Source organism: Pseudomonas sp. GD03903 (genome assembly GCF_029840045.1).
In the GTDB taxonomy this organism is placed as follows: Bacteria; Pseudomonadota; Gammaproteobacteria; order Pseudomonadales; family Pseudomonadaceae; genus Pseudomonas; species Pseudomonas pseudonitroreducens.
In genome coordinates, this window is sequence record NZ_JAOCBT010000010.1 from 136628 (window position 1) to 162018 (window position 25391).

A 25391-nucleotide genomic window follows, 5' to 3' on the forward strand; every position below is an offset into this window, starting at 1 on the left:
GATCGCTTAACGCCTCACCGGGCGTTTCTGCAGCTTACGTTGCAAGGTGCGCCGGTGCATACCCAGCGCTCGGGCGGTCGCGGAGATGTTGCCGTCATGTTCGGCAAGTACACGCTGGATATGTTCCCACTGCAGGCGGTCCACCGACATGGGGTTTTCCGGCACCAGGGACTCAAGGTCCGCATGCTGCGACAGCAGGGCGGTCAGCACGTCATCGGCGTCGGCCGGCTTGCACAGGTAGTTGGTGGCGCCGCGCTTGATGGCTTCGACCGCGGTGGCGATGCTGGAATAGCCGGTGAGGATCACCACGCGCATCTCGGCGTCGAGTTCGAGCAGCTTGGGCAGCAGCACCAGGCCGGAATCGCCGTCCATCTTCAGGTCCAGCACGGCGTAGTCGGGCAGATCTTCCTTGGCCATGGCCAGGCCTTCTTCGGCGGAGCCGGCGACCGACACCCGCAACCCGCGACGGGTCATGGCGCGAGCCATGACGCGGGTAAAGGTGGCATCGTCATCCACCAGCAGCAGGTGGGGCTGCTCTTCGCCTTCGAACAGGATCTCTTCGCTCATGGTACTTCCTCGCGGGCGCGGCGATCAGGCCACGCCATAGCTTCTGGGCAGACGCAACTCAGTCAGAGTGCCGCCATCTTCATGGTTATACAACTTCACCGTTCCACCTGCGCGGGTCACGCTGGCCTGGCTGAGGAACAACCCCAGGCCAAAGCCCTTGCCCTTGGTGGTGAAGAACGGCTTGCCGAGCTGCTCGGCAATGGCCAGCGGCACGCCGGGGCCCTGGTCGCGGATGCTCAGGCAGATTTCCCCGGCATCCCAGTCCAGGCGGATGTCCAGATCGTCCGGGCAGGCGTCCGTCGCATTATTCAGCAGGTTCAGCAGCGCCTGGCTCAGGTCGGTCGGCGGCGTCATCCGCGGCGCCTTGCCCTTGCCCAGCGTCTGGTAGCGATAGCTTGCCTCGGGGCGCATCAGGTGCCAGCGCCGCAGCACCGACTCGACCCATTCGTTGGCGCCCTGCTCTTCCACCGCCTGGCGACGATCCGCTTCGGCGGCGCGCACCAGGTGCTGCAGGGTGGTCTTGCAGAGCTTGACCTGCTCCTGCAGCAGGGCGAGATCTTCCTGCAACAGCGGCTGATCCGCATTGGTCTGGCGCAATTCCTTGAGCAGTACGCTCATGGTCGCCAGCGGCGTACCCAGCTCATGGGCGGCACCCGCGGCCTGGGTGGCAACGGCCAGCAGTTGCTGGTCACGCATGCCTTCCTCGCGGCGCTGGGCCTGCAGTTGCTCCTGCCGACGCAGCGACTCGGACATGCGGGCGACGAAGAAGGTGATCAGCGCAGCAGCCAGGGCGAAGCTCAGCCACATGCCATAGACAAGGAGGTTGTCACGCTGCCCTGCGGCCATCTCCAGCGGGTGGAACCAGACCAGCAGCACCGTGTAGCTGGCCAGCGCCAGGCCGGCCAGGGCAATGGTGTAGAGCCATGGCAGGGTCGCCGCGGCGATGGTCAGCGGCACCAGGTAATAGGAAACGAAGGGATTGCTCGAGCCGCCCGAGTAATAGAGCAGCACACTGTGGATGACCAGGTCGCAGGCCAACTGGACGGCGTATTCCAGTTCGGTCACCGGCCACGGGCCGCGCAGGCGCAGCGCAGTTCCCAGGCACAGCACGAGGGAGACGCCGAGGGTCACACCGAGCGCGAGCCAGGGCAGCTGGATCAACTGGGCCTTGTAGGCGAGCCCGACCGAACCGGCCTGGGCGGCAAGCACGAGAATACGGATGAGTGTCAGATGCAGAAGGTTCTGACGACTGGCGGACAGCTGGAAAACCGGTGGGCGCATGGTGAATTCCGGAATTTGCGCGAGTATAGCCAAGAGCCCCCTCTCCTTTATGCGGCATAGCGCCACAGCATACTCCAGCGCAGCCTGTGACCGCCGCCTCAGTCCGAAACAATTAGTGACATCGACCCTTAACCCGTTTGCGAACCAATCCTCGTCAAAGGGTCTGACAGTCCTCGCCACTGCCTCTACTAAGCTGTGGCCCGGACATTTTCTGGAGCAAGGAGTCATCCATGTCTGTACTGAAGAAACCCTTCACCGCCATCGCCGCCGCCATCGCCCTGTGCGCCACCAGCCTCGGAGCCATGGCAGACGAACCTCGCTACAACCAGGTTTCGCTGCGCGCCGAGGTCAGCCAGGAAGTCGCCCACGACCTGATGCACGTAACCCTGTTCAGCGAGGGCCAGGCCACCGATCCGGCGAAGCTGGCCAGCGAGACCACCACCACACTGAATGCGGCCGTGGAGCAGGCACGCAAGGTCAAGGGCGTGACCGTCAGCCTGGGCAGCCGCAACAGCTACCCGGTGTATGACGACAAGGGCCAGAAGATCACGGCCTGGCGCGAGCGCGCGGAAATCCGCCTGGAAAGCACCGACTTCGCCGCCCTTTCCCAGCTCACCGCCGACCTGCTGGGCAAGTTGAAGATGGGCAGCATGGACTTCAGCATCGCCGACGCCACCCGCGCGAAGAATGAGGACGCGATGATGAAAGGCGCCGTGGATGCCTTCAAGGCCCGCGCCCAGGTCCTCACCGAGGCGCTCGGCGGCAAGGGCTACAAGCTGGTCAGCCTGAACCTGAACACCTCCGGCGCGCCACGGCCGATGCCGGTGATGCGCATGGCCGCCGCCAAGTTCGCCTCCATGGATTCGGCACCGGCGCAGGAAATCGAAGCCGGCACCAGCCAGGTCACCGTCAGTGCCGACGGCACGATCGAGGTGCAGATGCCGTAACACCCGCGGGGGGCTTCCAGCGCGGCGCCTCGGGGGACCGGGGCGCCGTCGCTCGACCGCACGGTTCCCATTGTCGAAATTGCGACATTCCCTTGCACCCGCGTCACAACTTCTACACTCACCCCGGTCAGCCGCTTGCACCCGGCATGTGCCGTGCATAGCTTCACGCAACGCAGCTCACGAGGCTGCCCCTCGATGACAACCAGAATAAACAGAGGTCCCAATGCGTAAGAACGCCGTCATCCGCTCCATGATTGCCGCTGGGCTGATCGCCAGCGCCCCGCTCGCCCACGCCGCCAACAACCTGGTCTACTGCTCCGAAGGCAGCCCTGCGGGTTTCGACCCGGGCCAGTACACCACCGGCACCGACTTCGATGCCTCGGCGGAAACCGTGTTCAACCGCCTCACCCAGTTCGAGCGCGGCGGCACCCAGGTCATCCCGGGCCTGGCGGAGAAGTGGGACGTATCCGATGACGGCAAGACCTACACCTTCCACCTGCGTTCCGGCGTGAAGTTCCACACCACCGACTACTTCAAGCCGACCCGCGAGTTCAACGCCGACGACGTGCTGTTCACCTTCAACCGCATGCTCGACAAGAACCACCCGTTCCGTAAGGCGTACCAGACCGAATTCCCCTACTTCACCGACATGGGCATGGACGCGAACATCGCCAAGGTGGAGAAGGTCGACGACAAGACCGTCAAGTTCAGCCTCAACGAAGTCGACGCCGCGTTCATCCAGAACCTGGCGATGAGCTTCGCCTCGATCCAGTCCGCCGAATACGCCGACCAGTTGCTCAAGCAGGGCAAGGCCAGCGAGATCAACCAGAAGCCCATCGGCACCGGCCCATTCGTGTTCAGTCGCTACCAGAAGGACGCGATGATCCGCTTCAAGGCCAACCCGGACTACTGGAACAAGGGCGAGGTGAAGATCGACAACCTGATCTTCGCCATCAACACCGACGCCTCGGTGCGCATGCAGAAACTCAAGGCAAACGAGTGCCAGATCACCCTCTTCCCGCGCCCGGCCGACTTGGAAGCGCTGAAGAAGGACCCGAACCTGAACATGCCGTCGCAGCCGGGCTTCAACCTCGGCTACATCGCCTATAACGTCCTGCACAAGCCATTCGACAAGCTCGAAGTGCGCGAGGCGCTGGACATGGCGGTGAACAAGAAGGCGATCATCGACGCCGTCTACCAGGGCGCCGGCCAGCTTGCCGTGAACGGCATGCCGCCGACCCAGTGGTCCTACGACGACAGCATCAAGGATGCCGGCTACAACCCGGAGAAGGCCAAGGAGCTGCTGAAGAAGGCCGGCGTCGCCGAAGGCACCGAGATCACCCTGTGGGCCATGCCGGTGCAGCGCCCGTACAACCCCAACGCCAAGCTGATGGCCGAGATGCTGCAGTCCGACTGGGCCAAGGTCGGCATCAAGGCGAAGATCGTCACCTACGAATGGGGCGAGTACATCAAGCGCGCCAAGGGCGGCGAGCACGACGCCATGCTGATCGGCTGGAGCGGCGACAACGGTGACCCGGACAACTGGCTGGGCACCCTCTATGGCTGCGATGCCGTGGACGGCAACAACTTCTCCAAATGGTGCGACCCGGCCTACGACAAGCTGATCAAGGATGCCAAGCGCACCCCGGACCAGGCCAAGCGTACCGAGCTGTACAAGCAGGCCCAGCACATTCTCAAGGAGCAGGTGCCGATCACCCCGATCGCCCACTCCACCGTATACCAGCCAATGCGCAAGACGGTGCAGGACTTCAAGATCAGCCCGTTCGCGCTGAACTCGTTCTACGGCGTCAGCGTAGGCAAGTAAGGCCAGCGGCCGCCGGGCTTCCCGGCGGCCTTCTCCCCCGGCGCAGCCGCCATGCACAGAGCGCTTATCCGCCTGACCCTCGTCAGCCTGCTTGGCTGCGCGCAGGCTTTTGGCCAATCCCTGGTGGTCTGCACCGAGGCCAGCCCGGAAGGCTTCGACATCACCCAGTACACCGCTGCCACCACTGCCGACGCTTCTGCCGAAACGGTCTTCGAGCGCCTGGTGCAGTTTGCCCCCGGCAGTACACGCGTGGTGCCCGCGCTGGCACAGAGCTGGGAAATCAGCGACGACGGCCTGCAGTACACCTTCGCCCTGCGCCAGGGCGTGAAGTTCCACAGCACCGACTACTTCACCCCGACCCGTGACTTCGACGCCGACGACGTGCTCTGGAGCTTCCAGCGCCAGCTTGACCCGCAGCACCCGTGGAACAAACTGGCACCGCGCGGTTTCCCCTACGCCGAGGCGATGGGCCTGCCGGCGCTGATCAGCTCGGTGGAAAAGCTCGATGCCGAGCACGTGCGCTTTACCCTCAGGCACCCCGAGGCGCCCTTCCTCGCCGACCTGGCGATGGGCTTCGCCTCCATCTATTCCGCCGAGTACGGCGACCTGCTGCTGTCTGCCAACAAGGCCGAGCAGTTGAACAACCTGCCCATCGGCACCGGGCCCTTCATCTTCCAGCGCTACCAGAAGGACGCCCAGGTTCGCTTCACCGCCAATCCGGACTACTGGGGCGGCAAGCCGAAGATCGAGCGCCTGCTGCTGGCGATCACCCCCGATCCGAATGTGCGCATCCAGAAGGTCAAGGCCGGCGACTGCCAGATAGCCGTCTACCCCAAGCCCACCGACATCCCCGCATTGCGCCAGGAGCCGAAACTGACCATCGAGGAACTGGACTCGCTGCTGGTCGCCTACGTCGGCATCAATACCCGGCACAAGCCGCTGGACGATGTGCGCGTGCGCCAGGCGATCAACCTCGCCTTCGACCGCAACGCCTACCTGCGCGCGCAATTCGGCGAAGGCGCCGCGACCCTCGCCGTGGCGCCTTACCCGCCAACGCTGTGGGGTTCCGATCCGCAACTCAAGGTCTGGCCCCACGACCCCGCGCGCGCCAGGCAACTACTGGAAGAAGCCGGCATCAAGCCCGGCCTGAAACTGTCGATCTGGACCCGCCCCGGCGGCGGCCCGACCAACCCCAACCCCGGCATCGGCGCACAGATGCTGCAGAACGACCTGGGGCAGATCGGCATTCAGGCGGACATCCGCGTGTTCGAATGGGGCGAACTGATCAAGCGTGCCAAACAGGGCGAGCACGACCTGATCTTCATGGGCTGGGCCGGCGACAATGGCGACCCGGACAACTTCCTCACGCCGAACCTGTCCTGTGCGGCGGCGAAAAGCGGCGAGAACCAGGCCGGCTGGTGCAACGCGGAGTTCGACGAGCTGCTGCGCAAGGCCCGCGCCATTACCGACCAGGCCGCCCGCGCGAACCTCTATCGCCAGGCGCTGGCCATCTATCAGCGCGAAGCGCCGTGGATCGCCCTGGCCTACCCGAAGCAGTTCGCCGTGGTGCGTCCGGGCGTTAGTGGCTTTACCCTGAGCCCATTGGGCTCGAACAATTTTTCCCGCGTGCAGCTACAGGGCTCACCGGGACCATAACGACAAGGACCAGGCCCCAAAAGGGTCGATGTCGACAAGAACGGGCCGCCCATGACGCGGCCCAACCGTGACCATCCCATGTGGAGAACTCCCCACAATGCTGTCCTTCATTGCCCGGCGCTTCGGGCTACTGATACCGACCTTCTTCGGCGTCACCCTGCTCACCTTCGCGCTGATCCGCCTGATCCCGGGCGACCCGGTGGAAGTGATGATGGGCGAGCGCCGCGTCGACCCGCAGATGCACGCCGAAGCCATGCACCGCCTGGGCCTCGACAAACCGCTCTACCAGCAGTACCTCGACTACATCGGCAACCTCGCCCAGGGCAACCTCGGCGAATCGCTGACCACCCGCGACAGCGTCTGGCACGAATTCCTCACGCTGTTCCCGGCGACCCTGGAGCTGTCCCTGGCCGCCCTGCTGTTCGCCGGTACCTTCGGCCTGCTCGCCGGGGTGATCGCGGCCTTGAAGCGCGGCTCGCTGTTCGACCACGGGGTGATGACCATTTCCCTGGCCGGCTATTCGATGCCGATCTTCTGGTGGGGCCTGATCCTCATCATGCTGTTCTCCGTTTCCCTGGGCTGGACGCCGGTATCCGGGCGCCTGGACCTGCTCTACGACATCGAGCCGAAGACCGGCTTCATGCTCATCGACACGCTGCTGTCGGATGAAGAAGGCGCCTTCATGGACGCCGTGCGCCACCTGATCCTGCCGGCCATCGTGCTGGGCACCATCCCGCTGGCGGTGATCGCGCGGATGACCCGTTCGTCGATGCTCGAAGTGCTGCGTGAAGACTACGTGCGCACCGCCCGCGCCAAGGGCCTGTCGCCGGCGCGCGTGGTGTTCGTGCACGCCCTGCGCAACGCCATGATCCCGGTGCTCACCGTGTTCGGCCTGCAGGTCGGCACGCTGCTGGCCGGTGCGGTCCTGACCGAGACCATCTTTTCCTGGCCAGGCATCGGCAAATGGCTGATCGACGCCATCGGCCGCCGCGACTACCCGGTGGTGCAGAACGGCATCCTGCTGGTGGCGACCCTGGTGATCCTGGTGAACTTCATCGTGGACATCCTCTACGGCCTCGCGAACCCACGTATCCGTCACCAGCGCTAAGGAGCACGCCATGAGCAACGTTTCCCAAGCTCCCGCCAGCGACCCGAGCCTGGTCTACCCGTCCCCGCTGAAAGAATTCTGGCAAGCCTTCTCGCGCAACAAGGGCGCGGTCGGCGGCCTGCTGTTCATGCTGGTCATCGTGTTCTGCGCGCTGTTCGCGCCCTGGGTCGCGCCGCACGATCCGAGCGAGCAGTTCCGCGACTTCCTGCTCACCCCGCCACTCTGGCTCGAGGGCGGCAATGCGCAATTCCTGCTGGGCACCGACGAGCTGGGCCGCGACCTGCTCTCGCGCCTGATGCATGGCGCGCGGCTGTCGCTGATGATCGGCCTGACCTCGGTACTGATCTCGATGATCCCCGGCATCTTCCTCGGCCTGCTCGCCGGCTTCTCGCCGACCCGCCTGGGCCCGGTGATCATGCGCCTGATGGACATCATGCTGGCCCTGCCCTCGCTGCTGCTGGCGGTCGCCATCGTCGCCATCCTCGGCCCGGGCCTGATCAATACGGTGGTCGCCATTGCCATCGTCTCGCTGCCGGCCTACGTGCGCCTGACCCGCGCCGCGGTGATGGGCGAACTGAACCGCGACTACGTCACCGCCTCGCGCCTGGCCGGCGCCGGCACCCTGCGCCTGATGTTCGTCACCGTGCTGCCCAACTGCATGGCGCCGCTGATCGTGCAGGCCACCCTGAGCTTCTCCTCGGCGATCCTCGACGCCGCCGCGCTGGGCTTCCTCGGCCTCGGCGTACAACCGCCGACGCCCGAGTGGGGCACCATGCTGGCCTCCGCGCGCGATTACATCGAGCGCGCCTGGTGGGTCGTCTCGCTGCCCGGCCTGACCATCCTGCTCAGCGTGCTGGCGATCAACCTGATGGGCGACGGCCTGCGCGATGCGCTGGACCCGAAGCTGAAGAACGCGGCGTGAGGAGCAGACAGATGAATACCTTCCCGCTTTCTGTAGGAGCGAGCTTGCTCGCGAACCTGCACTCCTCCGCGTTCCCCGTTCGCGAGCAAGGACTAAGGCGTCCCCCTCGTTCCTGCAAAAAGAACACAAGCCTGATGGAGACCGCCGTATGAGCCTCCTCGACCTGCGCAATCTTTCGGTGCGCTTCGGCGACCGCAACGCCATCCCGGTGGTGGATGGCCTCGACCTCTCGGTGGACAAGGGTGAAGTCCTGGCCATCGTCGGCGAGTCCGGCTCCGGCAAGTCGGTGACCATGATGGCCCTGATGGGCCTGATCGACGCCCCCGGCATCATCACCGCCGACGCCATGCAGTTCGACGGCACCGACATGCTGCGCCTGAAGGGCCGTGAGCGTCGGCGCATCGTCGGCAAGGACATCGCCATGGTCTTCCAGGACCCGATGACCGCGCTCAACCCCAGCTTCACCGTCGGCTACCAGATCGAGGAAGTGCTCAAGCTGCACCTCGGCCTGCGCGGCAAGGCCCTGCGCCAGCGCGCCCTGGAGCTGCTCGAACGGGTGGAAATCCCCGGCGCTGCCCAGCGCCTGGACGCCTACCCGCACCAGCTCTCCGGCGGCATGAGCCAGCGCGTCGCGATCGCCATGGCGATCGCCGGCGAGCCCAAGCTGCTGATTGCCGATGAGCCCACCACTGCGCTCGACGTGACCATCCAGGCGCAGATCATGGAGCTGCTGCTGAACCTGCAGCGCGACCACGGCATGGCGCTGATCCTGATCACCCACGACCTCGCCGTGGTTGCCGAAACCGCCCAGCGCGTCTGCGTGATGTACGCAGGCCAGGCGGTAGAGATCGGCCAGGTGCCGGCGCTGTTCGACCTGCCGACCCATCCCTATACCGAAGCGCTGCTCAAGGCGATTCCCGAGCACAGCGCCGGCGAAGAACGCCTGGCTACCCTGCCCGGAATCGTCCCCGGCAAGTACGACCGCCCGCAGGGCTGCCTGCTGTCGCCGCGCTGCCCCTATGTGCAGGACAACTGCCGTAGCGTGCGCCCATCCCTGGAAGCCCATGAACGCGGCGCGGTGCGCTGCTTCTACCCGCTGAACCTGAATACCGAGGTGGCCCGATGAACGCTGTTCTGACCGCCCGCGACCTGACCCGTCACTATGAAATCTCCCAGGGCCTGTTCAAGCCTCACGCCCTGGTGCGTGCCCTGAACGGCGTATCCTTCGACCTGCAAGCCGGCAAGACCCTGGCCGTGGTCGGCGAGTCCGGCTGCGGCAAGTCCACCCTCGCCCGTGCGCTGACCCTGATCGAGGAGCCCACCTCCGGCTCGCTGCAGATCGCCGGCCAGGAGGTGAAAGGCGCCAGTCACGAGCAACGCAAGCAATTGCGCCGCGACGTGCAGATGGTCTTCCAGAACCCCTACGCCTCGCTCAACCCGCGGCAGAAGATCGGCGATCAGTTGGCCGAGCCACTGCTGATCAACACCAGCCTGTCCCGCGTCGAACGCCGTGAGCGCGTGCAGGCGATGATGAAGCAGGTCGGCCTGCGCCCCGAGCACTACCAGCGCTACCCGCACATGTTCTCCGGCGGCCAGCGCCAGCGCATCGCCCTGGCCCGCGCCATGATGCTACGGCCCAAGGTGCTGGTGGCGGACGAGCCGACCTCGGCGCTGGACGTGTCGATCCAGGCCCAGGTGCTCAACCTGTTCATGGACCTGCAGCAGGAGTTCGGCACCGCCTACGTGTTCATCTCCCACAACCTCGCGGTGGTTCGCCACGTGGCCGACGATGTGCTGGTGATGTACCTCGGTCGCCCGGCGGAAATGGGCCCGGCAAACAAGCTCTACGAGCGCCCGCTGCACCCCTACACCCAGGCGCTGTTGTCAGCCACCCCGGCCATCCACCCCGACCCGGACAAACCGAAGATCAAGATCCAGGGCGAACTGCCCAACCCGCTCAACCCGCCCACGGGCTGCGCCTTCCACAAGCGCTGCCCTTACGCCACCGAGCGCTGCAAGGCCGAAGTGCCGGAGCTGCGCGTGCTCGATGAGCGCCAGGTGGCCTGCCACCATGCGGAGCAGTTCCTGAACTGAAACGGGATGGGCCGGTCATAGGCCGGCCCACTCTTTCGGATACAGCTGCGTCCTACAACGCAGCGGGAACAGGCCTACCGCCTGATCCATCGCGTCCCGCTAGGGTGGCCTCCCGCCACTGCCCGCACGCCGTGGCAGTTATCCACAGGGCCACATACTGCATGCTGCTGTTCTTCCTCCTGCTGATTCTCGTTACCGCCGCCGTCGCCAATTTCCAGCTGCATCAGTGGAAGCGGCAGCGGCGAATGGACATGCGTGCGCAGAAGAAGTCCGCCAAGGCAGGTCCGAAGGCAAAGGCCAAAACTGGGTTCGACCTCGACGAGATCGATTGGGAAGGGCTGGCCCCGGATGAGCTGGATACCGCACCGCCACCGCCGCCCCCCACTCCGGTAGCACGCCCCAAACCCGCCCCCGTGAAGGCCGAGCTACCTGCGCCACTCACTGAGGTGAAGTCGAAAGTGGCGGCCAGGGACGAATTCCTGCCACTGGAGCGCGCCCTCCGGGAGCAGATGTCCGCCGCACATCGCAGAGAGGCCCTGGCACACCTGCTCAAGGCCAACCTGCACCTCCCCACTCCGGAACCCGGCGAACAGCATGTGGTGCTGGATATGGACGACGGCAGCTACATGCCGGTCGCCACCCATCCCGCCGCCGCGAGTATCGCCCTGGGATACCTCGCCGCAGGCATGCAGCAGCGCAGGGGCGAACAGCTGGTGCGAGAGCTGCGCGGTGGCGACGTCGGCCTGCTGGTGGTGGCACGCAATCCACAGAAGCCGTCCGTGGCACGCCTGTGGAAAATCCTCCCGGAAGACCTGTAGGAGCGAGCTTGCTCGCGAACAGGCCCAGCGGCAGAGTCAGTTCGCGAGCAAGCTCGCTCCAACGAAGATCCGTGTGCGCTGTTCTCCAACTGGCTCACCACCGCACCGAAACTGTCCCTACAGATCACGGATCAGCGCCAGGCGCGCGCCGAAACCCAGCAGGACGGCGCCGAAGCCCCACTGCTGCACGCGCTGCATCGTCCGGTGCCGCGCCAGCCAGCGGCCCATGCGATCGCCGCTGACGGCGTAGAAGCTGTCGAAGCCCAGCCCGACTACCACCAGTGCGCCGCCCAACAGTCCGAATTGCAGCGCCAGCGGGCCGTTCTGCGGATGGATGAATTGCGGCAGCAGCACCGAGCAGAACAGCAACGCCTTGGGGTTGAGCAGGTTGGTCAGCAGGCCCCGGCGAAATGCGCGCCGGTAGCTGACGGCGGATAACCCGGCCGCGCTCGGTGCCACCGGCAAACCCACCGGCGCACGCAGCAGTTGCAGGCCGATCAAGGCCAGGTAGCACCCGCCACCAATGCGTACCACATCGAACGTCCACGGCGCGCTGCGGAACAGCAGCGCCAGCCCGGTCGCGGCCAGGGCGACATGGCAGCCACGGGCCACGCCGAGACCCACGGCGGTTGCCAGAGCGACGCGGCAACCATAGCGGGCGCCGGTATGCAGCAGGAGAAGCATGTCCGGCCCGGGCAGCAGGTAGACCATCGCCAAGGCCAGCAGGAAGACACCGATATCCACAATCGCCACTCCGAAGAAGTCATTGCGGATAGGGATTCTATGCCTGAAGCCCAGGGCAGGTGCTTGCGTATTCGACCAGCATCAGACATCAATTTGGCATATCCTGCCAATCTTGAAGCAATCGACTAGCCACCCATGCCAACCCCGAAACTGGATGCCTACGACCACCGTATCCTCGCCGCTCTGCAGCGCGACGGCCGCCTGACCAACGTGCAGTTGGCCGAGGAAATCGGCCTGTCGCCCTCCCCTTGCCTGCGCCGGGTACGGATTCTCGAAGAAGCCGGGATGATCCGTGGCTACCACGCCGCGCTGGGCCGTGACGAAGTGGGGCTGGGCCTGACCGTGTTCGTCGGGGTGAAGGTCGAGCGCCACAGCGACAGCAGCGCCGCCGCCTTCCGCCAGGCGGTGATCGACCTGCCGGAAGTCATCTCGGTACACCTGGTCAGCGGCGAGGCAGACTTTCTCCTGCAAGTGGTGCTGCCCGATCTGCGCGCCTACGAACAGTTCCTCACCGGCACGCTGCTCAAGCTGCCGGGCGTCAGCGATATCCGCAGCAACTTCGCCATCCAGACGGTGAAGGAATCCGCGCCGCTGCCGCTGCGGCATCTGCCTAAGTAGCGAAAAACCTCAGGAACGCGCGCAGGTCCGCCTGCGCCTGTTCCACGCTGGCCGGGGCAAAGCGCACTTCGCTGTGCGCCGGGCATTGCCCCAGGCGGCCGATGTCCAGCGGGTGCAGCACGCCCAGCAACGGGTAGCCGCCCATGCTCTGGCGGTCGGCCAGCAGGATGATCGGCTGGCCGTCCGGCGGCACCTGGATGGCGCCTTCCACGATCCCCAACGACCATTGCCGGCGGGGCGCGCTGAGCGCCTCGCCGCGCAGCCGTACGCCCATGCGGTCGGATTGCGGGCTGACCTGCCAGCTCTGCTCGAAGAAGACCTGGCGCTGTTCCTCGCTGAAAACATCCGGGCCGGGCAACACACGCAGCGTCGGGGGCTCACGGTAGCCCGGCCGGTAGGGCCAGGGCACGCTGGCACCGCGCAGCAATTGTTCGCCGATAGCGGCACACGCCAGCACATCCCCTGCGGCCAGCGGCTCGCCATTACCGGCAAAGCCGCCGAGCCGTTCCCGCGTCTGGGTTGCAACGCTGCCCAACACGGGAGCCGCGCAAAAACCGCCAGCGACGGCCAGATAGGCACGCTGCCCGGCACGGGCGAAGCCCAGCTTCAGGCGTTGCCCGGCACGGACGCGAAAGCGCGACCAGCCCTGCCGGGGCTCACCATCGAGAGTCACCGGCAGCTCGGCGCCGGTCAGGGCCAGCCAGGTATCGTCCTGCGCCTCCAGCTCCAGGCCGCCCAGGGCAATCTCCAGCAACGCGCTGCCACAGGGATTGCCGAGCAGGCGGTTGGCCCAGGCCGCGGCCTGCTTATCCACAGGGCCGCCGGGGGATACGCCGAGCCGCTGCCAGCCCTGGCGCCCGCCATCCTGCAGCAGGCAAAGCGGGCCGCAAGCGCTGACCCTCAGGCTCATGCGACACCGCCCGCAGCTCGAAAAACTGCTTCGTCGATAGGTACGAAGCGCACCCGATCGCCCACGGCCAGCGGACAGGGTGGCTCCTCGCGCGGATCGAACAGGCGCTGCGCGGTACGCCCCAGCAGATGCCAACCGCCGGGCGAGGCCTGTGGATAAACCGCCGTCTGCCGCTCGGCAATCGCCAGGCTGCCAGCAGGCACGTGCGTGCGCGGTGTCGGCCGACGCGGCAGGGCGAGACGTTCGTCCAGCTCGCCGAGGTAGGCGAAGCCGGGAGAGAACCCGATGGCGCCGACGCGATAGTCGCGACCGGCGTGCAGATCGATCACCTGGGCGGAGGTAAGCCCGCACAGCCGGGCGACTTCCGCGAGATCCTCGCCGGCATACCACACGGCAATATCATGCAGGCGCCCGGCACGGTCGGCGTGGGAGTCATCGGGCCACTGCGCGAGCACGGCCTGCACGTGGCCTTGCAGTTGCGGCAGGTCGATACGCAGCAGGTCGTAGTGCAGCAGCAACGTGGTCCAGCCCGGCACGCAATCGGTCAGCGCCGCCCCCAACTCAATGCGCAGGCGCTCGGCCAGCCGGGCGATGCGCAGCGGCAGCGTATCGTCGGGCTGCTCCGCGAGGGTGATCAGCAGCGCCGTGGCGCCGAAAGCTTCGATACGGATCATGCCTGGTCCAGCAGGCCACGCAGGCGCCGCAGCACCGCCAGGGATTCGGGGTTGTCGCCATGCACGCAGAGACTGTCGGCGTGCAGACGCAGCGGGTTGCCGTCGATGTCCGGGAAGGCTTCTCCACGGGCGATAGCCAGGGCCTGGTCGAGGATGCGTTGCGGCTCGTGGTGCACGGCGTTGGCCAGCCGCCGCGGGGCCAGTTGGCCATCGGGCAGGTAGGCGCGGTCGGCAAAGGCTTCGAACATCAGCGGCACGTCGGCGGCATCCGCCAGTTGCAGCTCGCGGCTGTTGTCGGCCAGGGCCAGCACCATCAGCGGCAGGCGCTTGCGGTAGGCAGAGCAGGCATCGAGCACCGCTGCGAGCAGCGCATCGTCGCGCACCAGATCGTTGTACAGCGCGCCGTGGGGCTTCACGTAGGCCACCTGGGTGGCGGCGGCGCGGCAGAAAGCGTCCAGCGCGCCGATCTGGTAGAGCACCAGGGCGTGGACTTCCTCGGGTGAGCAGCTCATGTGGCGGCGACCGAAGCCGGCCAGGTCCGGGTACGCGGGGTGCGCACCGATGCTGACGCCCTGCTCCACCGCCAGACGGACGGTGCGCTGCATGGTCAGCGGGTCGCCCGCGTGATAGCCGCAGGCGAGATTGGCCTGGTCGATCAGCGGCATGGCGTGGGCGTCATCGCCCATGCGCCAGGCGCCGAAGCTTTCGCCCATGTCGCAGTTCAGCAGGATTCGCGTCGTGCGCTCGCTCATCGGTGTCGCCATCCTTCCAGATTTTCTACAGGTTAAAGCAGAGCATGGCCTTTGGCCTTCGGAGAATACTCAGTCACGTTCAGGAGGAGTACTATCCACGGTCTGTAGTAGCGGATACCTCCTCCGAATGATCAAAGCCGCCATCCTGGCCGCCTTCGGCCTGAGCATCGTCTATGTCCACCTGCGTGGGCGGGTGCGCCACAAGTTCACGCGCCAGCTGAGCGACCACTCCAGCTTCCTGGCGCCGATCAACTGCCTGATGTACCTGTTCTCCAGGGTACCCAGCCGCCCGTACCTGGCGACCGAGCAGTTCCCCGAGATGCGCCTGCTGACCGAGAACTGGGAAGCCATCCGCAGCGAAGCCCTGCACCTGCGCGACGCCGGCAGCATCAAGCGTTCCGACCAGCTCAACGACGTTGGCTTCAACTCCTTCTTCAAGACCGGCTGGAAGCGCTTTTACCTGAAGTGGTACGACGACAGCCATCCGTCCGCCGACGCCCTGTGCCCGAAGACCACCGAGCTGCTGCGGCAGATTCCGTCGGTGAAGGCGGCGATGTTCGCCGAGCTGCCGCCGGGCTCGCGCCTGGTGCGCCACCGCGACCCCTATGCCGGTTCGCTGCGCTACCACCTGGGCCTGCTGACGCCGAACGATCCGGGCTGCTTCATCGAAGTGGACGGCGAGCGCTACCACTGGCGCGACGGCGAGGCGGTGGTGTTCGACGAAACCTATATCCACTACGCCGAGAACACCACGGAGCATGACCGGGTGATCCTCTTCTGCGACATCGAGCGGCCGCTGAAGTACGGCTGGGTGACGGCCTTCAACCGCTGGTTCAGCCGCAATGTGATGGCCGCTGCCGCCTCGCCCAACGACGCGGGCGACAAGACCGGCGGCATCAACCGCGCCTTCGCCTCGCTGTACAAGATCCGCCTGCAGGGCAAGGCCCTGAAGAAGCGCAACCGCAAGCTGTATTACCTGCAGAAGTGGGGCTTCTTCGCGGCGGTGTTGGCGCTGTTCCTGTGGATCTGAGCGGCTGGATTCAAACGCCCCGATAACAAAAAGGCCTCCGCATTCGCGGGGGCCTTTTTGTTTGCGCCATGTGAGGAGCCCTGCGTAGGGTGAATAACCTGGAACAGGTTATCCGCCGGCTCGGCTGCCAATCGGCGGATAACGCTGACGCGTTATGCGCCCTACGAAATTCGCGAACCGGCCTGGCGCAGGAGCCGCCGGGGAGCCCGTTCGCGAGCAAGCTCGCTCCTACGCAAAGCCGGTCATGCTGAGCGTGGGAGTGGACTCGGTCCGCGATGGGCTACGCCCAACGCCCGCTCAATACACGTCGCGCCGATAGCGCCCGCTTTTGATCCTGTAGGAGCGAGCTTGCTCGCGAACCCGTCCAGCGCTGGAGTCGCCGGCAAATCCGTTCGCGAGCAAGCTCGCTCCTACGAAAAGCCGGTCATGCTGAGCGTGGGAGTGGACTCGGTCCGCGATGGGCTACGCCCAACGCCCGCTCAATACACGTCGCGCCGATAGCGCCCGCTCTCCAGCAGCGCCTCGACCTCGGCATCGCCGAGCATCTCGCGCAGGGCACGATCGACGCCCTCGGCCATGCCTTGCAGGCTACCGCAGACGTAGATCACCGCGCCCTCTTGCAGCCACTGGGCGAGCGCTTCGCCGCTGGCGCGCAGGCGGTCCTGCACGTAGACCTTCTCGGCCTGGTCGCGGGAGAAGGCGACGTCCAGGCGCTGCAGCTCGCCGCGCGCCAGCATGCCTTCGAGCTCGTCGCGGCAGTAGAAGTCGTGGGCGATGTTGCGCTCGCCGAACAGCAGCCAGTTGCGCGAGCGGCCTTCGGCAACGCTCGCCTGCAGCAACGCGCGCAGGCCGGCGATGCCGGTACCGTTGCCGATGAGGATCAGCGGACGGTCATCCTCGGTGAGATGGAAGCTGCGGTTGCGGCGCAAGCGCAGCAGCAGGCTGCCGCCCTCGGGCAGGTACTCGGTCAGCCAGCCGGAACAGATGCCCAGCGAACCGTCGGCGTGCTGCTCCTGGCGCACGATCAGCTCCAGGGCGCCTTCGCTGCGCAGCGAAGCGATGGAGTACTGGCGCACCGAGAGCTTGATCAGCGCATCAACCACTGCCTGACCGTGCTGGCCGACCAGGTGTTCGAGGTTGCCCGGCAGCAGGCAGCCGGCCAGGGCGTCCTTGAGTGGCATGGCCAGGCCATCCACCTGCACGCTGCCGGAGCCGTCGAGGCCGAGGCGTTCGAGCCATTGGCTGACGAGGAATTCCGGTTGGCGCGGAACGATTTCCACCAGGTCGCCGGCGGCCCAGTCGACCTGCGAATCGCTGGGCGCAGTCAGGCGCAGCAACCAGGTGGACTCGCCCTGGCTGCCAGGATTGAGGTGCTCACGACCACTCAGCGTCCACACCTCGAAGGCTGGTGAGCTGAAGGCCACTTGCGGCGCGGTGCCGGAGAGTTCGGCCAGGCGCACTTGCCAGTCATGCAGCGCGGCGGCGTCGCCGTTGTCCACTTCCACGCCATCGAACAGCGGGCGCGCGCCCTGCCCTTGCAACCAGCCCTGCATGCGCCGGGCGAAGCCGCAGAAGTGCTCATACTGGCGGTCGCCCAGGGCAAGTACGGCGAAGCGCAGGTCGTTGAGGCCGAGGGACTGGCCGAGCACCTGGCGCTCGAAACCACGGGCGCTGTCCGGAGCCTCGCCTTCGCCGAAAGTGCTGACCACGAACAGCGCATTGCGGGTCTGCTCCAGCTGCACGCGGTCCAGCTTGCCCAGCGGTTCGACGCGTACCGGCAGGCCAGCAGCCTGCAGCTGACCGGCGCTCTGCCAGGCCAGCTGCTCGGCGAAACCGCTCTGGCTGGCGTAGCCCACCAGCCAGGAGTCGGCGCCGCCAGCGTTATTGCCCAGCTCGCCACGGGCGGCAAGGGCCGCGCGCTTCTTGCGGCGACGATCGAGGTAGAGCAGCCAGCCGGTGATGAAGAACAGCGGCATGGCCAGACTGGCGAGCATCATCAGGATGCGTCCGGTGAGGCCGAAATAGCTGCCGACGTGCAGGGCATAGACGCTGGTGAGCAGTTGCTTGCCGGCGCTGCTGTCGTTGTAGCGGCGGTCCTTGAGCAGCTTGCCGCTGGCCGGGTCGATGGTCATCTCGTTGAAGGCGCGCTCGTGGGCAGCGTCATCGAGGAGGTAGAACACGGTGGCCGGCTGGCCCTTCACCGGCGGCAAGCGCAGGTTGTAGGCGGTCATGGCGGCGCCGCCGGTCTGCTGGATGGTGTTCCAGATGGCGGTGGCATCGACTACCGGCGGCGGGCCCTCGGGCGCCGGGCCACGCTTGCCGCCACCGCGCTGGCCGCCCTTGGCCTGGCCGGCAGGCGCGTCGTCGAGCAGCTTGAACAGGCCGTTGCGGTACCACTCGTAGGACCAGTACAGGCCGGTCAGCGAGGCCAGCAGATAGAACACCAGGCACCAGGTACCGGCCACGGCGTGCAGGTCCCAGTTGAAGGCGCGGCCTTTCTTGCGCCAGTCGAAGGTCAGCCAGGTGCGCCAGTTCAGCGCCTTGCGCGGCCAGCGCAGGTACAGGCCGGAGAGGCAGAAGAAGATCAGGATCAGGGTGCAGGCGCCGGTGATCCGCTGGCCGACTTCGCCGGCGGCGAGGAAGCGATGCAGCTGCATGATGAACATGAAGGCGCCCTCGCCCACTGGCGCGGGCAGGGCTTCTGCGGTGTAGGGATCGACATACAGGGATTCGCCACGGCGCTGGCCCGGTGGCGGAGTGAAGAAAATGCGCGCGGATTCCACGCCCTCGGTCTTGAGCCAGAAGAAGGCGACCTTCTTGCCTGGTTCGGCGCTTTCCACCCGGCGGATCAGTTCGTCCATCGGCAGCACGGACTCGGCGCGCTTCTCCACCACCAGGCTGTCGGGGTTGATGGCGCGCAGGATCTCGTCCTGGAACGACAGCATCGCCCCGGTGATGCCCATCAGCGCCAGCACAAGCCCTGCGCTGATACCGAACAGCCAATGCAACTGGAAAAGGACTTTCTTCAACACCGCGGCTTCACCTTCGGACACCCATCACGCAGGGCGGGCATTTTAATGAGAATGGCTCGCAAACGCAGCCGTTTTAACAATCTTTACCCTGGCCTTACCCTCAGCGGAAAAGGCCCGGACAAAGAAAAGCCCCGGCCGAGGAGCATCGGCCGGGGCGGGTCGCCAGGAGTGCGCGCCCTTAGAAGTGGAAGTTGGTGGACAGCAGCACGGTGCGGCCGGCCGCCTGCGACGCGTAGTGCGCGGCATAGGCCTTGTCGAAGTACTGCTTGTCGAAGACGTTCTGCACGTTGAGCTGGAAGTCGAGGTTCTTGCTCAGCTTGTAGGAAGCCATCGCGTCGTAGCGCCAGTAGTCCGGGACATACATGGTGTTGGCCACATCGCCGTACACCTTGTCGACGTAGAAGGTGCCGCCGCCGATGGTGGCGTTGGGCAGGACGTCGTAGGTGGTCCACAGGCTGAAGCTGTTTTCCGGGGTGTTGGGCATCTTGTTGCCGTCGTTGGACGGCGCGGTGGTGTTCACCGTGCCGGTACGACCCGCCTTGCCGGCCTTGACCAGCTCGCTGTCGAGGTAGCTGTAGCCGGCGAAGACTTTCCACTTGTCGGTGATCTTGCCGCTGGCGGACAGCTCGATGCCGTCGACGCGGGACTGGCCGGCGTTGTCGTAGGTCTGGTTGGCGACCAGTACGCGGGCGTTGTCCTTGTCGGTGCGGAAGATCGCTGCGGTCAGCTCCAGGCGCTCATCGAGGAAGTTCCACTTGGTGCCGATTTCGTAGTTGGTGGTTTCTTCCGGCTCCAGGTTGTTCTTCACCGCGAAGGTGTCCACGGCGTTGCCGGTGTCACCGTTGTCCAGCATCGAGCCCGGCGGGGTCGCGGAGGTGGCATAGGAGGCGTAGATGCTGCCGTTGGGCGCCGGCTTGTAGACCACGCCAGCCTGCCAGTTCCAGAAGCTGGAGCTGTCTTCGAACTTGGTGGTCGGCGACACGCCATGGTTCTTCGCGGTGGTCTCGAAGCTGTCGAAGCGCGCGCCGACGTTGACCTGCCACTGCTCGTTGAGGTCGATGGTATCGAAGCCGTAGATCGCCTTGGTGGTGGCCACGGTGTTCAGCGGCTTGTAGTTGCGGACGATGCTGCCGTTCCACGGGTCGTGCGGGTTCGGGTTTTCCAGGCTGGTGCAGTTGTAGCCGCTGGGCGCGCCGACGATGGCCGGGCGGCACTTGTTGGCGCCAGCGCTGGAACCGGTGTTGGTGTTCACCGTATAGCCGTCGCGCTTGCTGTCCTCGCGGGTGAATTCCAGGCCGGTGGTGAAGCTATTCTTGAAGCCGGCCAGGTAGAACTCGCCGAACAGGTCGGTCTGGTTGGTCGCCGTGGTGGTGGTGCTGACGCGGTTGTTGTTGCGGCGCCAGACCGTGCCGTTGTTGATGTTGCCCTGGCTGTCGTCGGGCTGGGTCCAGATGTAGTCCTGGTGCGCGGTGCCGTAGCGCAGGGTGTTGCGCAGGCCCAGGGCATCGTTGAAGTCGTGCTCGAAGGTGATGGTGCTGGTGTCGATGCGGCTCTTCTGGAAGTCGCGGTCCTCCAGACCGTAGTAGTTGTCGCGGTCGACATTCACCGGCTTGTCGGGGTTGTGCTTGCTGCGGTCGGCGCTCTTGGCGTAGGGGATGCCGGAGTCCGGGGTGTCGTCGCTTTCCAGGTGGTAGTGGCTGACCGTGACGCGGGTCGGGCCGTTGAGGCCGAAGGTCAGCGACGGCGCGATACCCCAGCGGCTGGCGTCCACCGCCTGGCGACCGGCGACGTTCTGGTCGTGGGTCATCAGGTTGAGGCGGAAGGCGGCGTTGCCGTCGAGGAATTCCTGGTTGGTGTCGAGGGTGTAGCGGCGGGTCTGGTCGGAGCCGTAGGTGAAGCTACCGTCGGTGAAGTTGCCGGCCTTGGCCTGCTTGCTGATCAGGTTCAGGCTGCCACCGGCCGAGCCGCGGCCACCGAAGGCCGAGTTCGGGCCTTTACTGACTTCGATCTGTTCGAGGTTGAAGACTTCGCGGGACTGCGCGCCGGTGTCGCGCACGCCGTCGACGTAGGTGTCGCTCTGTGCGTCGAAACCACGGATGAACGGACGGTCACCCGTCGGGTTGCCACCCTCGCCGGCACCGAAGGTGATGCCCGGCACGGTACGCAGGGCGTCCTGCAGGGTCAGCGCGCCGGTGTCCTTGATCACCTGCTGCGGCACCACGGTTACCGAGCGCGGCGTATCCAGCAGCGGTGCGGTGTATTTCTTCGACGCGGACTTCTCGACGTTGTAGGTGGTCGGGTCCTGCTGCTGGGTGCCAACGACGGTGTCGGCGTCCAGGGACAGCACGTCCTGGCCGGACTTCTTCGACGAAGCTTCGGCGGCGTGGGCCAGATGGGTACCGGACATGGCGGTGATCGCCACGCCGACAGCGCTGACTAGAAGGCGCGGCTTGCTGCCGGCGAACTCGGTGGATTGACGCGACATCGAAACTCCCTCCCCAGGGGCTCATGAAGGCCGCGCAATCTATTGCAAATAAGAATTTGTATCAATTCACATTCATTACCATACGCAGATGATTTACAACTTTTACACTTTCTCCCTGTCGGAAGTAGGGGTATGGCGGTTGTACCGATCTGTTGCAAATCATTATCATTGGCAAATTATCGAACCTGATGGAACCGGCCCATGCTGCTGCACATTCCTGGCGTCTTCACCCGCGATGAGGTGGCGCGCATCCGCGCCGCCCTGGAGCAGGCCGAGTGGGCCGACGGCAAGGTCACCGCCGGCTACCAGTCGTCCCGCGCCAAGCACAACCTGCAACTGCCGCAGGACCATCCGCTGGCCCGCGAGATCGGCGAGGCCATGCTGCAGCGCCTGTGGAGCAACCCGCTGTTCCAGTCCGCCGCACTGCCGAGCAAGGTCTTCCCGCCGCTGTTCAACTGCTACACCGGCGGTGGTTCGTTCGACTTCCACATCGACAACGCCGTGCGAGACACCCAGGGCGGCCGCGAGCGCGTGCGCACCGACGTGTCCTCGACGCTGTTCTTCAGCGACCCCGATGACTACGACGGCGGCGAACTGGTGATCCAGGACACCTACGGCACCCAGCAGGTGAAGCTGCCGGCCGGCGACCTGGTGCTCTACCCCGCCACCAGCCTGCACAAGGTCAACCCGGTGACCCGCGGCGCGCGCATCGCCTCGTTCTTCTGGACCCAGAGCCTGGTGCGCGAAGACAGCCAGCGCGCCCTGCTGTTCCAGATGGACCAGTCGATCCAGGCGCTGACCCGCGATGTGCCGGAGCATCCGGCGCTGATCGAGCTGACCGGCACCTACCACAACCTGCTGCGCCGCTGGGTGGACGTCTGACCCGCCATGAGCTTTGTCCTGCGCCGCACTGAAGAAATCAACGCCGAAGACCTCACCGGTCAACTCGCCGACAACCCACGACAGGCTGCCCGGCTGATCCTTGCCGGCGCCCGCGATGGCGACCTCGAAGCCCAGGCACTGCTCGGCCAGATCCTCCTCGACGGCCACGGCATCGAGCAGGATGCCGGCCTCGCCCTGACCTGGTTCGGCATCGCCGCCGAGCGTGGCCACGCCATGGCGCGCAACATGCTCGGACGCTGCCTGGAGCACGGCTGGGGCTGCCCGCAGGATGAGGCCGCAGCCGCCCGTCACTACGCGATAGCGGCGCAGCGCAAGCTCGACTGGGCGATGTACAACCTGGCCAACCTGCTCTCCACCGGACGCGGCGTAGAGCGCGACGACGCCCGCGCGCTGGCGCTGTACCAGAGCGCAGCGGCGCTGGGCCATGCCAAGTCGATGAACCTGGTCGGGCGCTTCCACGAGGAAGGCCTGGTCGTGCCGCGCGACCTGGATGCTGCCCACCGGTGGTACCGTCGGTCGGCCGAAGCCGGTGATTTCCGCGGCCAGTTCAGCCACGCCTCGGTGCTTGCCGAGCGTGGCGACCTGCCAGCCGCGCGTATCTGGCTGGAACGCGCGCTGGAGGGCGGCAACCTCAACTTCCTCCGCGTGGCCCGCGAGCAGCTCGCCGCCTCCATGCCGCCCAGCCTGCGGGAGCTGACCCTGGCCTACTTCCAGCGCGCCGCCGAACTGGGCGATGAGTCGGACCTGCATCACCTTGCCAAACAGATGGGTGTCGCCTGACACCCTTTGACGTAATTTTCACGCCCGTCTTGCTAGCTTCGCCGGCTAACCTGGCTGCCGGAACGTTCGGCAGCCGCCTGGCAACGACGAGGCGCAAGTGTCGAACACATCATCTCCCGCAGCGCGCAAACGCGTGGACTGGGCCGCCCTGGGCTGGCTCCTGCTGTTCTTCTGGTACTTCTCCGGCGTTACCCAGGCGCTGATCCTGTTCAGCGGCACTACCGGCTTCGCCGGCTTCCGCGACGCGTTCTTCCTCAGCAGCCTGTGGCTCGCACCGCCGCTGCTGCTGCCGCGCTTCACCAAGGGCATCGCCGCGATCATCGGCCTGGTGCTCTGGGGCGCCTCGCTGGTGGGGCTGAGCTACTTCGGCATCTACAAGCAGGAGTTCTCGCAGAGCGTCATCTTCGTGATGTTCGAATCGAACACCGCCGAGGCCGGCGAGTATTTCAGCCAGTACTTCAGCCTCTGGCTGTGCCTGGCCCTGCTGGCCTACAGCGTGGTCGCCGTACTGCTGTGGAGGCGCATCCGCCCGGTCAGCATGCCGGCCTATGCCCGCGTACCGCTGGCCATCCTGTTGGTGGCGCTGAACCTGGTCTATCCGTTCTACAAGCAGATGGTCACCCAGGAGCGCACCTTCGCCCAGGCCGTGGAGAAGGTACAGTCGCGCATGGAGCCGGCGGTACCCTGGCAGTTGGTGGTCGGCTATGTCCAGTACCGCCAGCAGCTGGAAAACATGCAGAAGCTGCTGCAGCAGAACGCCTCCCTGCCGCCCCTGCAGGACCTCAAGGACAGCAGCGGCGACGCGCCGCGCACCCTGGTACTGGTGCTGGGCGAATCCACCACTCGCCAGCACATGCACCTGTACGGCTACGGCCGCGACACCACGCCGAACCTCGACGCCCTCGCCGCCAGCGGCCAGGGCCTGACGGTGTTCCAGAACGTGGTCGCACCGCGCCCCTATACCATCGAGGTGATGCAGCAGATCCTCACCTTCGGTGATGAGCAGAACCCGGACAAATTCCTCACTGATCCGTCGCTGATCAACCTGATGAAACAGGCAGGCTACAAGACCTTCTGGATCACCAACCAGCAGACGATGACCAAGCGCAACACCATGCTCACCACCTTCTCCCAGCAGACGGACGAGCAGGCGTACCTGAACAACCAGCGCAACCAGAACGCCAGCCAGTACGACGGCGTGGTGCTGGACCCGTTCGAGAAGGCCCTCAAGGACCCGGCGCAGAAGAAGTTCATCGTCGTCCACCTGCTGGGCACGCACATGGACTACCGCTATCGCTATCCGGACGAGTTCGCCTACTTCAAGGACCGCCAGGGCGCGCCCTCGGCACTCTCGGATGACCAGGTGGAGACCTACAACTTCTACGACAACGCGGTGCGCTACAACGACTTCGTGGTGTCGAGCCTGATCAAGCGCTACTCGGCCGCCAACGCCAATGGCTTCATGCTCTACCTCTCCGACCACGGCGAAGAGGTCTACAGCTCGGGCAACCATGATCGCCTGGGCCGCAACGAGATGGACCCGACCCGGCCGATGTACACCATTCCGTTCATGGTCTGGACCTCGCCGAGCTGGCAGGCGGAGCACCCCCGCGACCTGCAGGCGGTGGCCAACCGCTCCTACAGCAGCTCGCACCTGATCCACACCCTGTCGGACCTCGCCGGCCTGAGCTATGACCGTTTCGAGCCGGCCAAGAGCCTGGTGAACCAGCAGTTCGCCGCTGCGCCGCGCTGGATCGGCGACCCGTACAAGAAGGACGGCCTGCACGAGTTCGACAAGCTGCCGCTGGACAAGGCCGCACAACAGCAGGAAATCGCCACCGGCACCAAGGCGCCAGCCACCGCACAGGCACCGGTGAAGGCGCAGCCCAACGAGGGTTGAGTCTTTGCTGATGTCATGAAAAACGCCCCGCAACGCGGGGCGTTTTTCATTCTGCCTGGCATGATCACAGGGTCCTCTGTAGGAGCGAGCTTGCTCGCGAACCGCCCTCCGCAGCGGGATCAAGGTGTTCGCGAGCATGCTCACTCCTACAGGGGCATCGTGCTCCCTGGATGTCCTCGGCGGTCTTGAATCGATCGCGGACGCAGTCCGCTCCTACGAGATACTTCTGCGCTTGGGCCACCCCTCACCCTAGCCCTCTCCCAGGGGGAGAGGGGACCGTTCGGTGCAGGATGAAACGTCGGCAACAGCCGGCACGGAAGGCTCCCTCTCCCCTTGGGAGAGGGC

Annotated in this window: 21 protein-coding genes; 13 read left to right on the top strand and 8 right to left on the bottom strand. The window is 65.7% G+C overall.

The window, feature by feature from the left end; translation table 11 throughout:
* Positions 1-6 precede the first annotated feature (6 nt).
* Positions 7-567, bottom strand: a complete 561-nt coding sequence (locus tag N5C91_RS17875; RefSeq protein WP_081517431.1) for a response regulator transcription factor — start codon at positions 565-567, stop codon at positions 7-9.
* A 24-nt stretch (positions 568-591) separates the two neighbouring features.
* Positions 592-1848: an ATP-binding protein gene (locus N5C91_RS17880; RefSeq protein WP_236174385.1), complete on the bottom strand. Its 1257-nt coding sequence runs from the start codon at positions 1846-1848 to the stop codon at positions 592-594.
* 230 nt (positions 1849-2078) lie between these two features.
* Between N5C91_RS17880 and N5C91_RS17885 the strand changes: the two genes are divergently transcribed.
* From N5C91_RS17885 to N5C91_RS17920, 8 genes are all read left to right on the top strand, one after another.
* Complete coding sequence (locus N5C91_RS17885; protein WP_236174384.1) at positions 2079-2795, top strand: SIMPL domain-containing protein; 717 nt, start codon at positions 2079-2081, stop codon at positions 2793-2795.
* Between the two features lie 223 nt (positions 2796-3018).
* A complete protein-coding gene (locus N5C91_RS17890) occupies positions 3019-4620 on the top strand; it encodes an ABC transporter substrate-binding protein (RefSeq protein ID WP_279830939.1) in 1602 nt (533 codons plus the stop codon).
* 51 nt (positions 4621-4671) lie between these two features.
* Positions 4672-6276, top strand: coding sequence for an ABC transporter substrate-binding protein (locus tag N5C91_RS17895; RefSeq protein WP_279830941.1), 1605 nt, complete (start codon positions 4672-4674; stop codon positions 6274-6276).
* Positions 6277-6373: 97 nt separating this feature from the next.
* The gene (locus tag N5C91_RS17900) at positions 6374-7384 is read left to right on the top strand and encodes an ABC transporter permease subunit (RefSeq protein ID WP_236174381.1); all 1011 of its coding nucleotides are present in this window, start codon (positions 6374-6376) and stop codon (positions 7382-7384) included.
* Positions 7385-7394: 10 nt separating this feature from the next.
* Complete coding sequence (locus N5C91_RS17905) at positions 7395-8306, top strand: ABC transporter permease subunit (RefSeq protein WP_236174380.1); 912 nt, start codon at positions 7395-7397, stop codon at positions 8304-8306.
* 148 nt (positions 8307-8454) lie between these two features.
* Positions 8455-9432 carry an oligopeptide/dipeptide ABC transporter ATP-binding protein gene (locus tag N5C91_RS17910; RefSeq protein ID WP_279830945.1) on the top strand — a complete coding sequence of 326 codons (978 nt, stop codon included), beginning with the start codon at positions 8455-8457 and terminating at the stop codon, positions 9430-9432.
* Positions 9429-10400, top strand: a complete 972-nt coding sequence (locus tag N5C91_RS17915; protein ID WP_236174378.1) for a peptide ABC transporter ATP-binding protein — start codon at positions 9429-9431, stop codon at positions 10398-10400. Before N5C91_RS17910 ends, N5C91_RS17915 begins: the two co-directional genes overlap by 4 nt.
* A 161-nt stretch (positions 10401-10561) precedes the next feature.
* Positions 10562-11218 (top strand): hypothetical protein, encoded by a 657-nt coding sequence (locus N5C91_RS17920; RefSeq protein WP_279830952.1) that lies wholly within the window; start codon positions 10562-10564, stop codon positions 11216-11218.
* Positions 11219-11335: 117 nt separating this feature from the next.
* Here N5C91_RS17920 and N5C91_RS17925 read toward each other — a convergent pair whose 3' ends face one another.
* Positions 11336-11962, bottom strand: a complete 627-nt coding sequence (locus N5C91_RS17925; protein ID WP_279830954.1) for a LysE family translocator — start codon at positions 11960-11962, stop codon at positions 11336-11338.
* A 135-nt stretch (positions 11963-12097) separates the two neighbouring features.
* On the opposite strand from N5C91_RS17925, the gene N5C91_RS17930 reads away from it, so the two are divergent.
* On the top strand, positions 12098-12580 hold the full coding sequence (locus tag N5C91_RS17930; RefSeq protein ID WP_279830957.1) for an Lrp/AsnC family transcriptional regulator: 483 nt from the start codon (positions 12098-12100) through the stop codon (positions 12578-12580).
* Here the strand turns inward: N5C91_RS17930 and N5C91_RS17935 are convergent.
* Genes N5C91_RS17935 through N5C91_RS17945 form a run of 3 tightly spaced genes read right to left on the bottom strand, consistent with a single transcriptional unit; the run spans position 12573 to position 14916 of the window.
* Entirely contained in the window at positions 12573-13490 is a 918-nt protein-coding gene (locus N5C91_RS17935) for a biotin-dependent carboxyltransferase family protein (protein WP_279830960.1), read from the bottom strand. The genes N5C91_RS17930 and N5C91_RS17935 overlap by 8 nt on opposite strands.
* Positions 13487-14164, bottom strand: a complete 678-nt coding sequence (pxpB, locus tag N5C91_RS17940) for a 5-oxoprolinase subunit PxpB (protein WP_279830962.1) — start codon at positions 14162-14164, stop codon at positions 13487-13489. The genes N5C91_RS17935 and pxpB overlap by 4 nt, the downstream gene beginning before the upstream one ends.
* Complete coding sequence (locus N5C91_RS17945; protein ID WP_279830963.1) at positions 14161-14916, bottom strand: LamB/YcsF family protein; 756 nt, start codon at positions 14914-14916, stop codon at positions 14161-14163. The genes pxpB and N5C91_RS17945 overlap by 4 nt, the downstream gene beginning before the upstream one ends.
* Positions 14917-15046: 130 nt before the next feature.
* Between N5C91_RS17945 and lpxO the strand changes: the two genes are divergently transcribed.
* A complete protein-coding gene (gene lpxO / locus N5C91_RS17950) occupies positions 15047-15946 on the top strand; it encodes a lipid A hydroxylase LpxO (protein ID WP_236175627.1) in 900 nt (299 codons plus the stop codon).
* A gap of 479 nt (positions 15947-16425) precedes the next feature.
* Here the strand turns inward: lpxO and N5C91_RS17955 are convergent, their stop codons facing one another.
* Together N5C91_RS17955 and N5C91_RS17960 are read right to left on the bottom strand one after the other, a co-directional pair.
* On the bottom strand, positions 16426-18975 hold the full coding sequence (locus tag N5C91_RS17955) for a sulfite reductase flavoprotein subunit alpha (protein ID WP_279830966.1): 2550 nt from the start codon (positions 18973-18975) through the stop codon (positions 16426-16428).
* A 181-nt stretch (positions 18976-19156) separates the two neighbouring features.
* Positions 19157-21463, bottom strand: a complete 2307-nt coding sequence (locus N5C91_RS17960; RefSeq protein ID WP_279830969.1) for a TonB-dependent siderophore receptor — start codon at positions 21461-21463, stop codon at positions 19157-19159.
* A gap of 201 nt (positions 21464-21664) precedes the next feature.
* On the opposite strand from N5C91_RS17960, the gene N5C91_RS17965 reads away from it, so the two are divergent.
* The 3 genes from N5C91_RS17965 to N5C91_RS17975 all read left to right on the top strand — a co-directional run bounded on the left by N5C91_RS17965 (position 21665) and on the right by N5C91_RS17975 (position 25046).
* Positions 21665-22345 carry a Fe2+-dependent dioxygenase gene (locus N5C91_RS17965; protein ID WP_236175613.1) on the top strand — a complete coding sequence of 227 codons (681 nt, stop codon included), beginning with the start codon at positions 21665-21667 and terminating at the stop codon, positions 22343-22345.
* A gap of 6 nt (positions 22346-22351) precedes the next feature.
* Positions 22352-23146: a tetratricopeptide repeat protein gene (locus N5C91_RS17970; RefSeq protein ID WP_236175612.1), complete on the top strand. Its 795-nt coding sequence runs from the start codon at positions 22352-22354 to the stop codon at positions 23144-23146.
* 97 nt (positions 23147-23243) lie between these two features.
* The gene (locus tag N5C91_RS17975) at positions 23244-25046 is read left to right on the top strand and encodes a phosphoethanolamine transferase CptA (RefSeq protein WP_279830973.1); all 1803 of its coding nucleotides are present in this window, start codon (positions 23244-23246) and stop codon (positions 25044-25046) included.
* Positions 25047-25391: the final 345 nt, after the last annotated feature.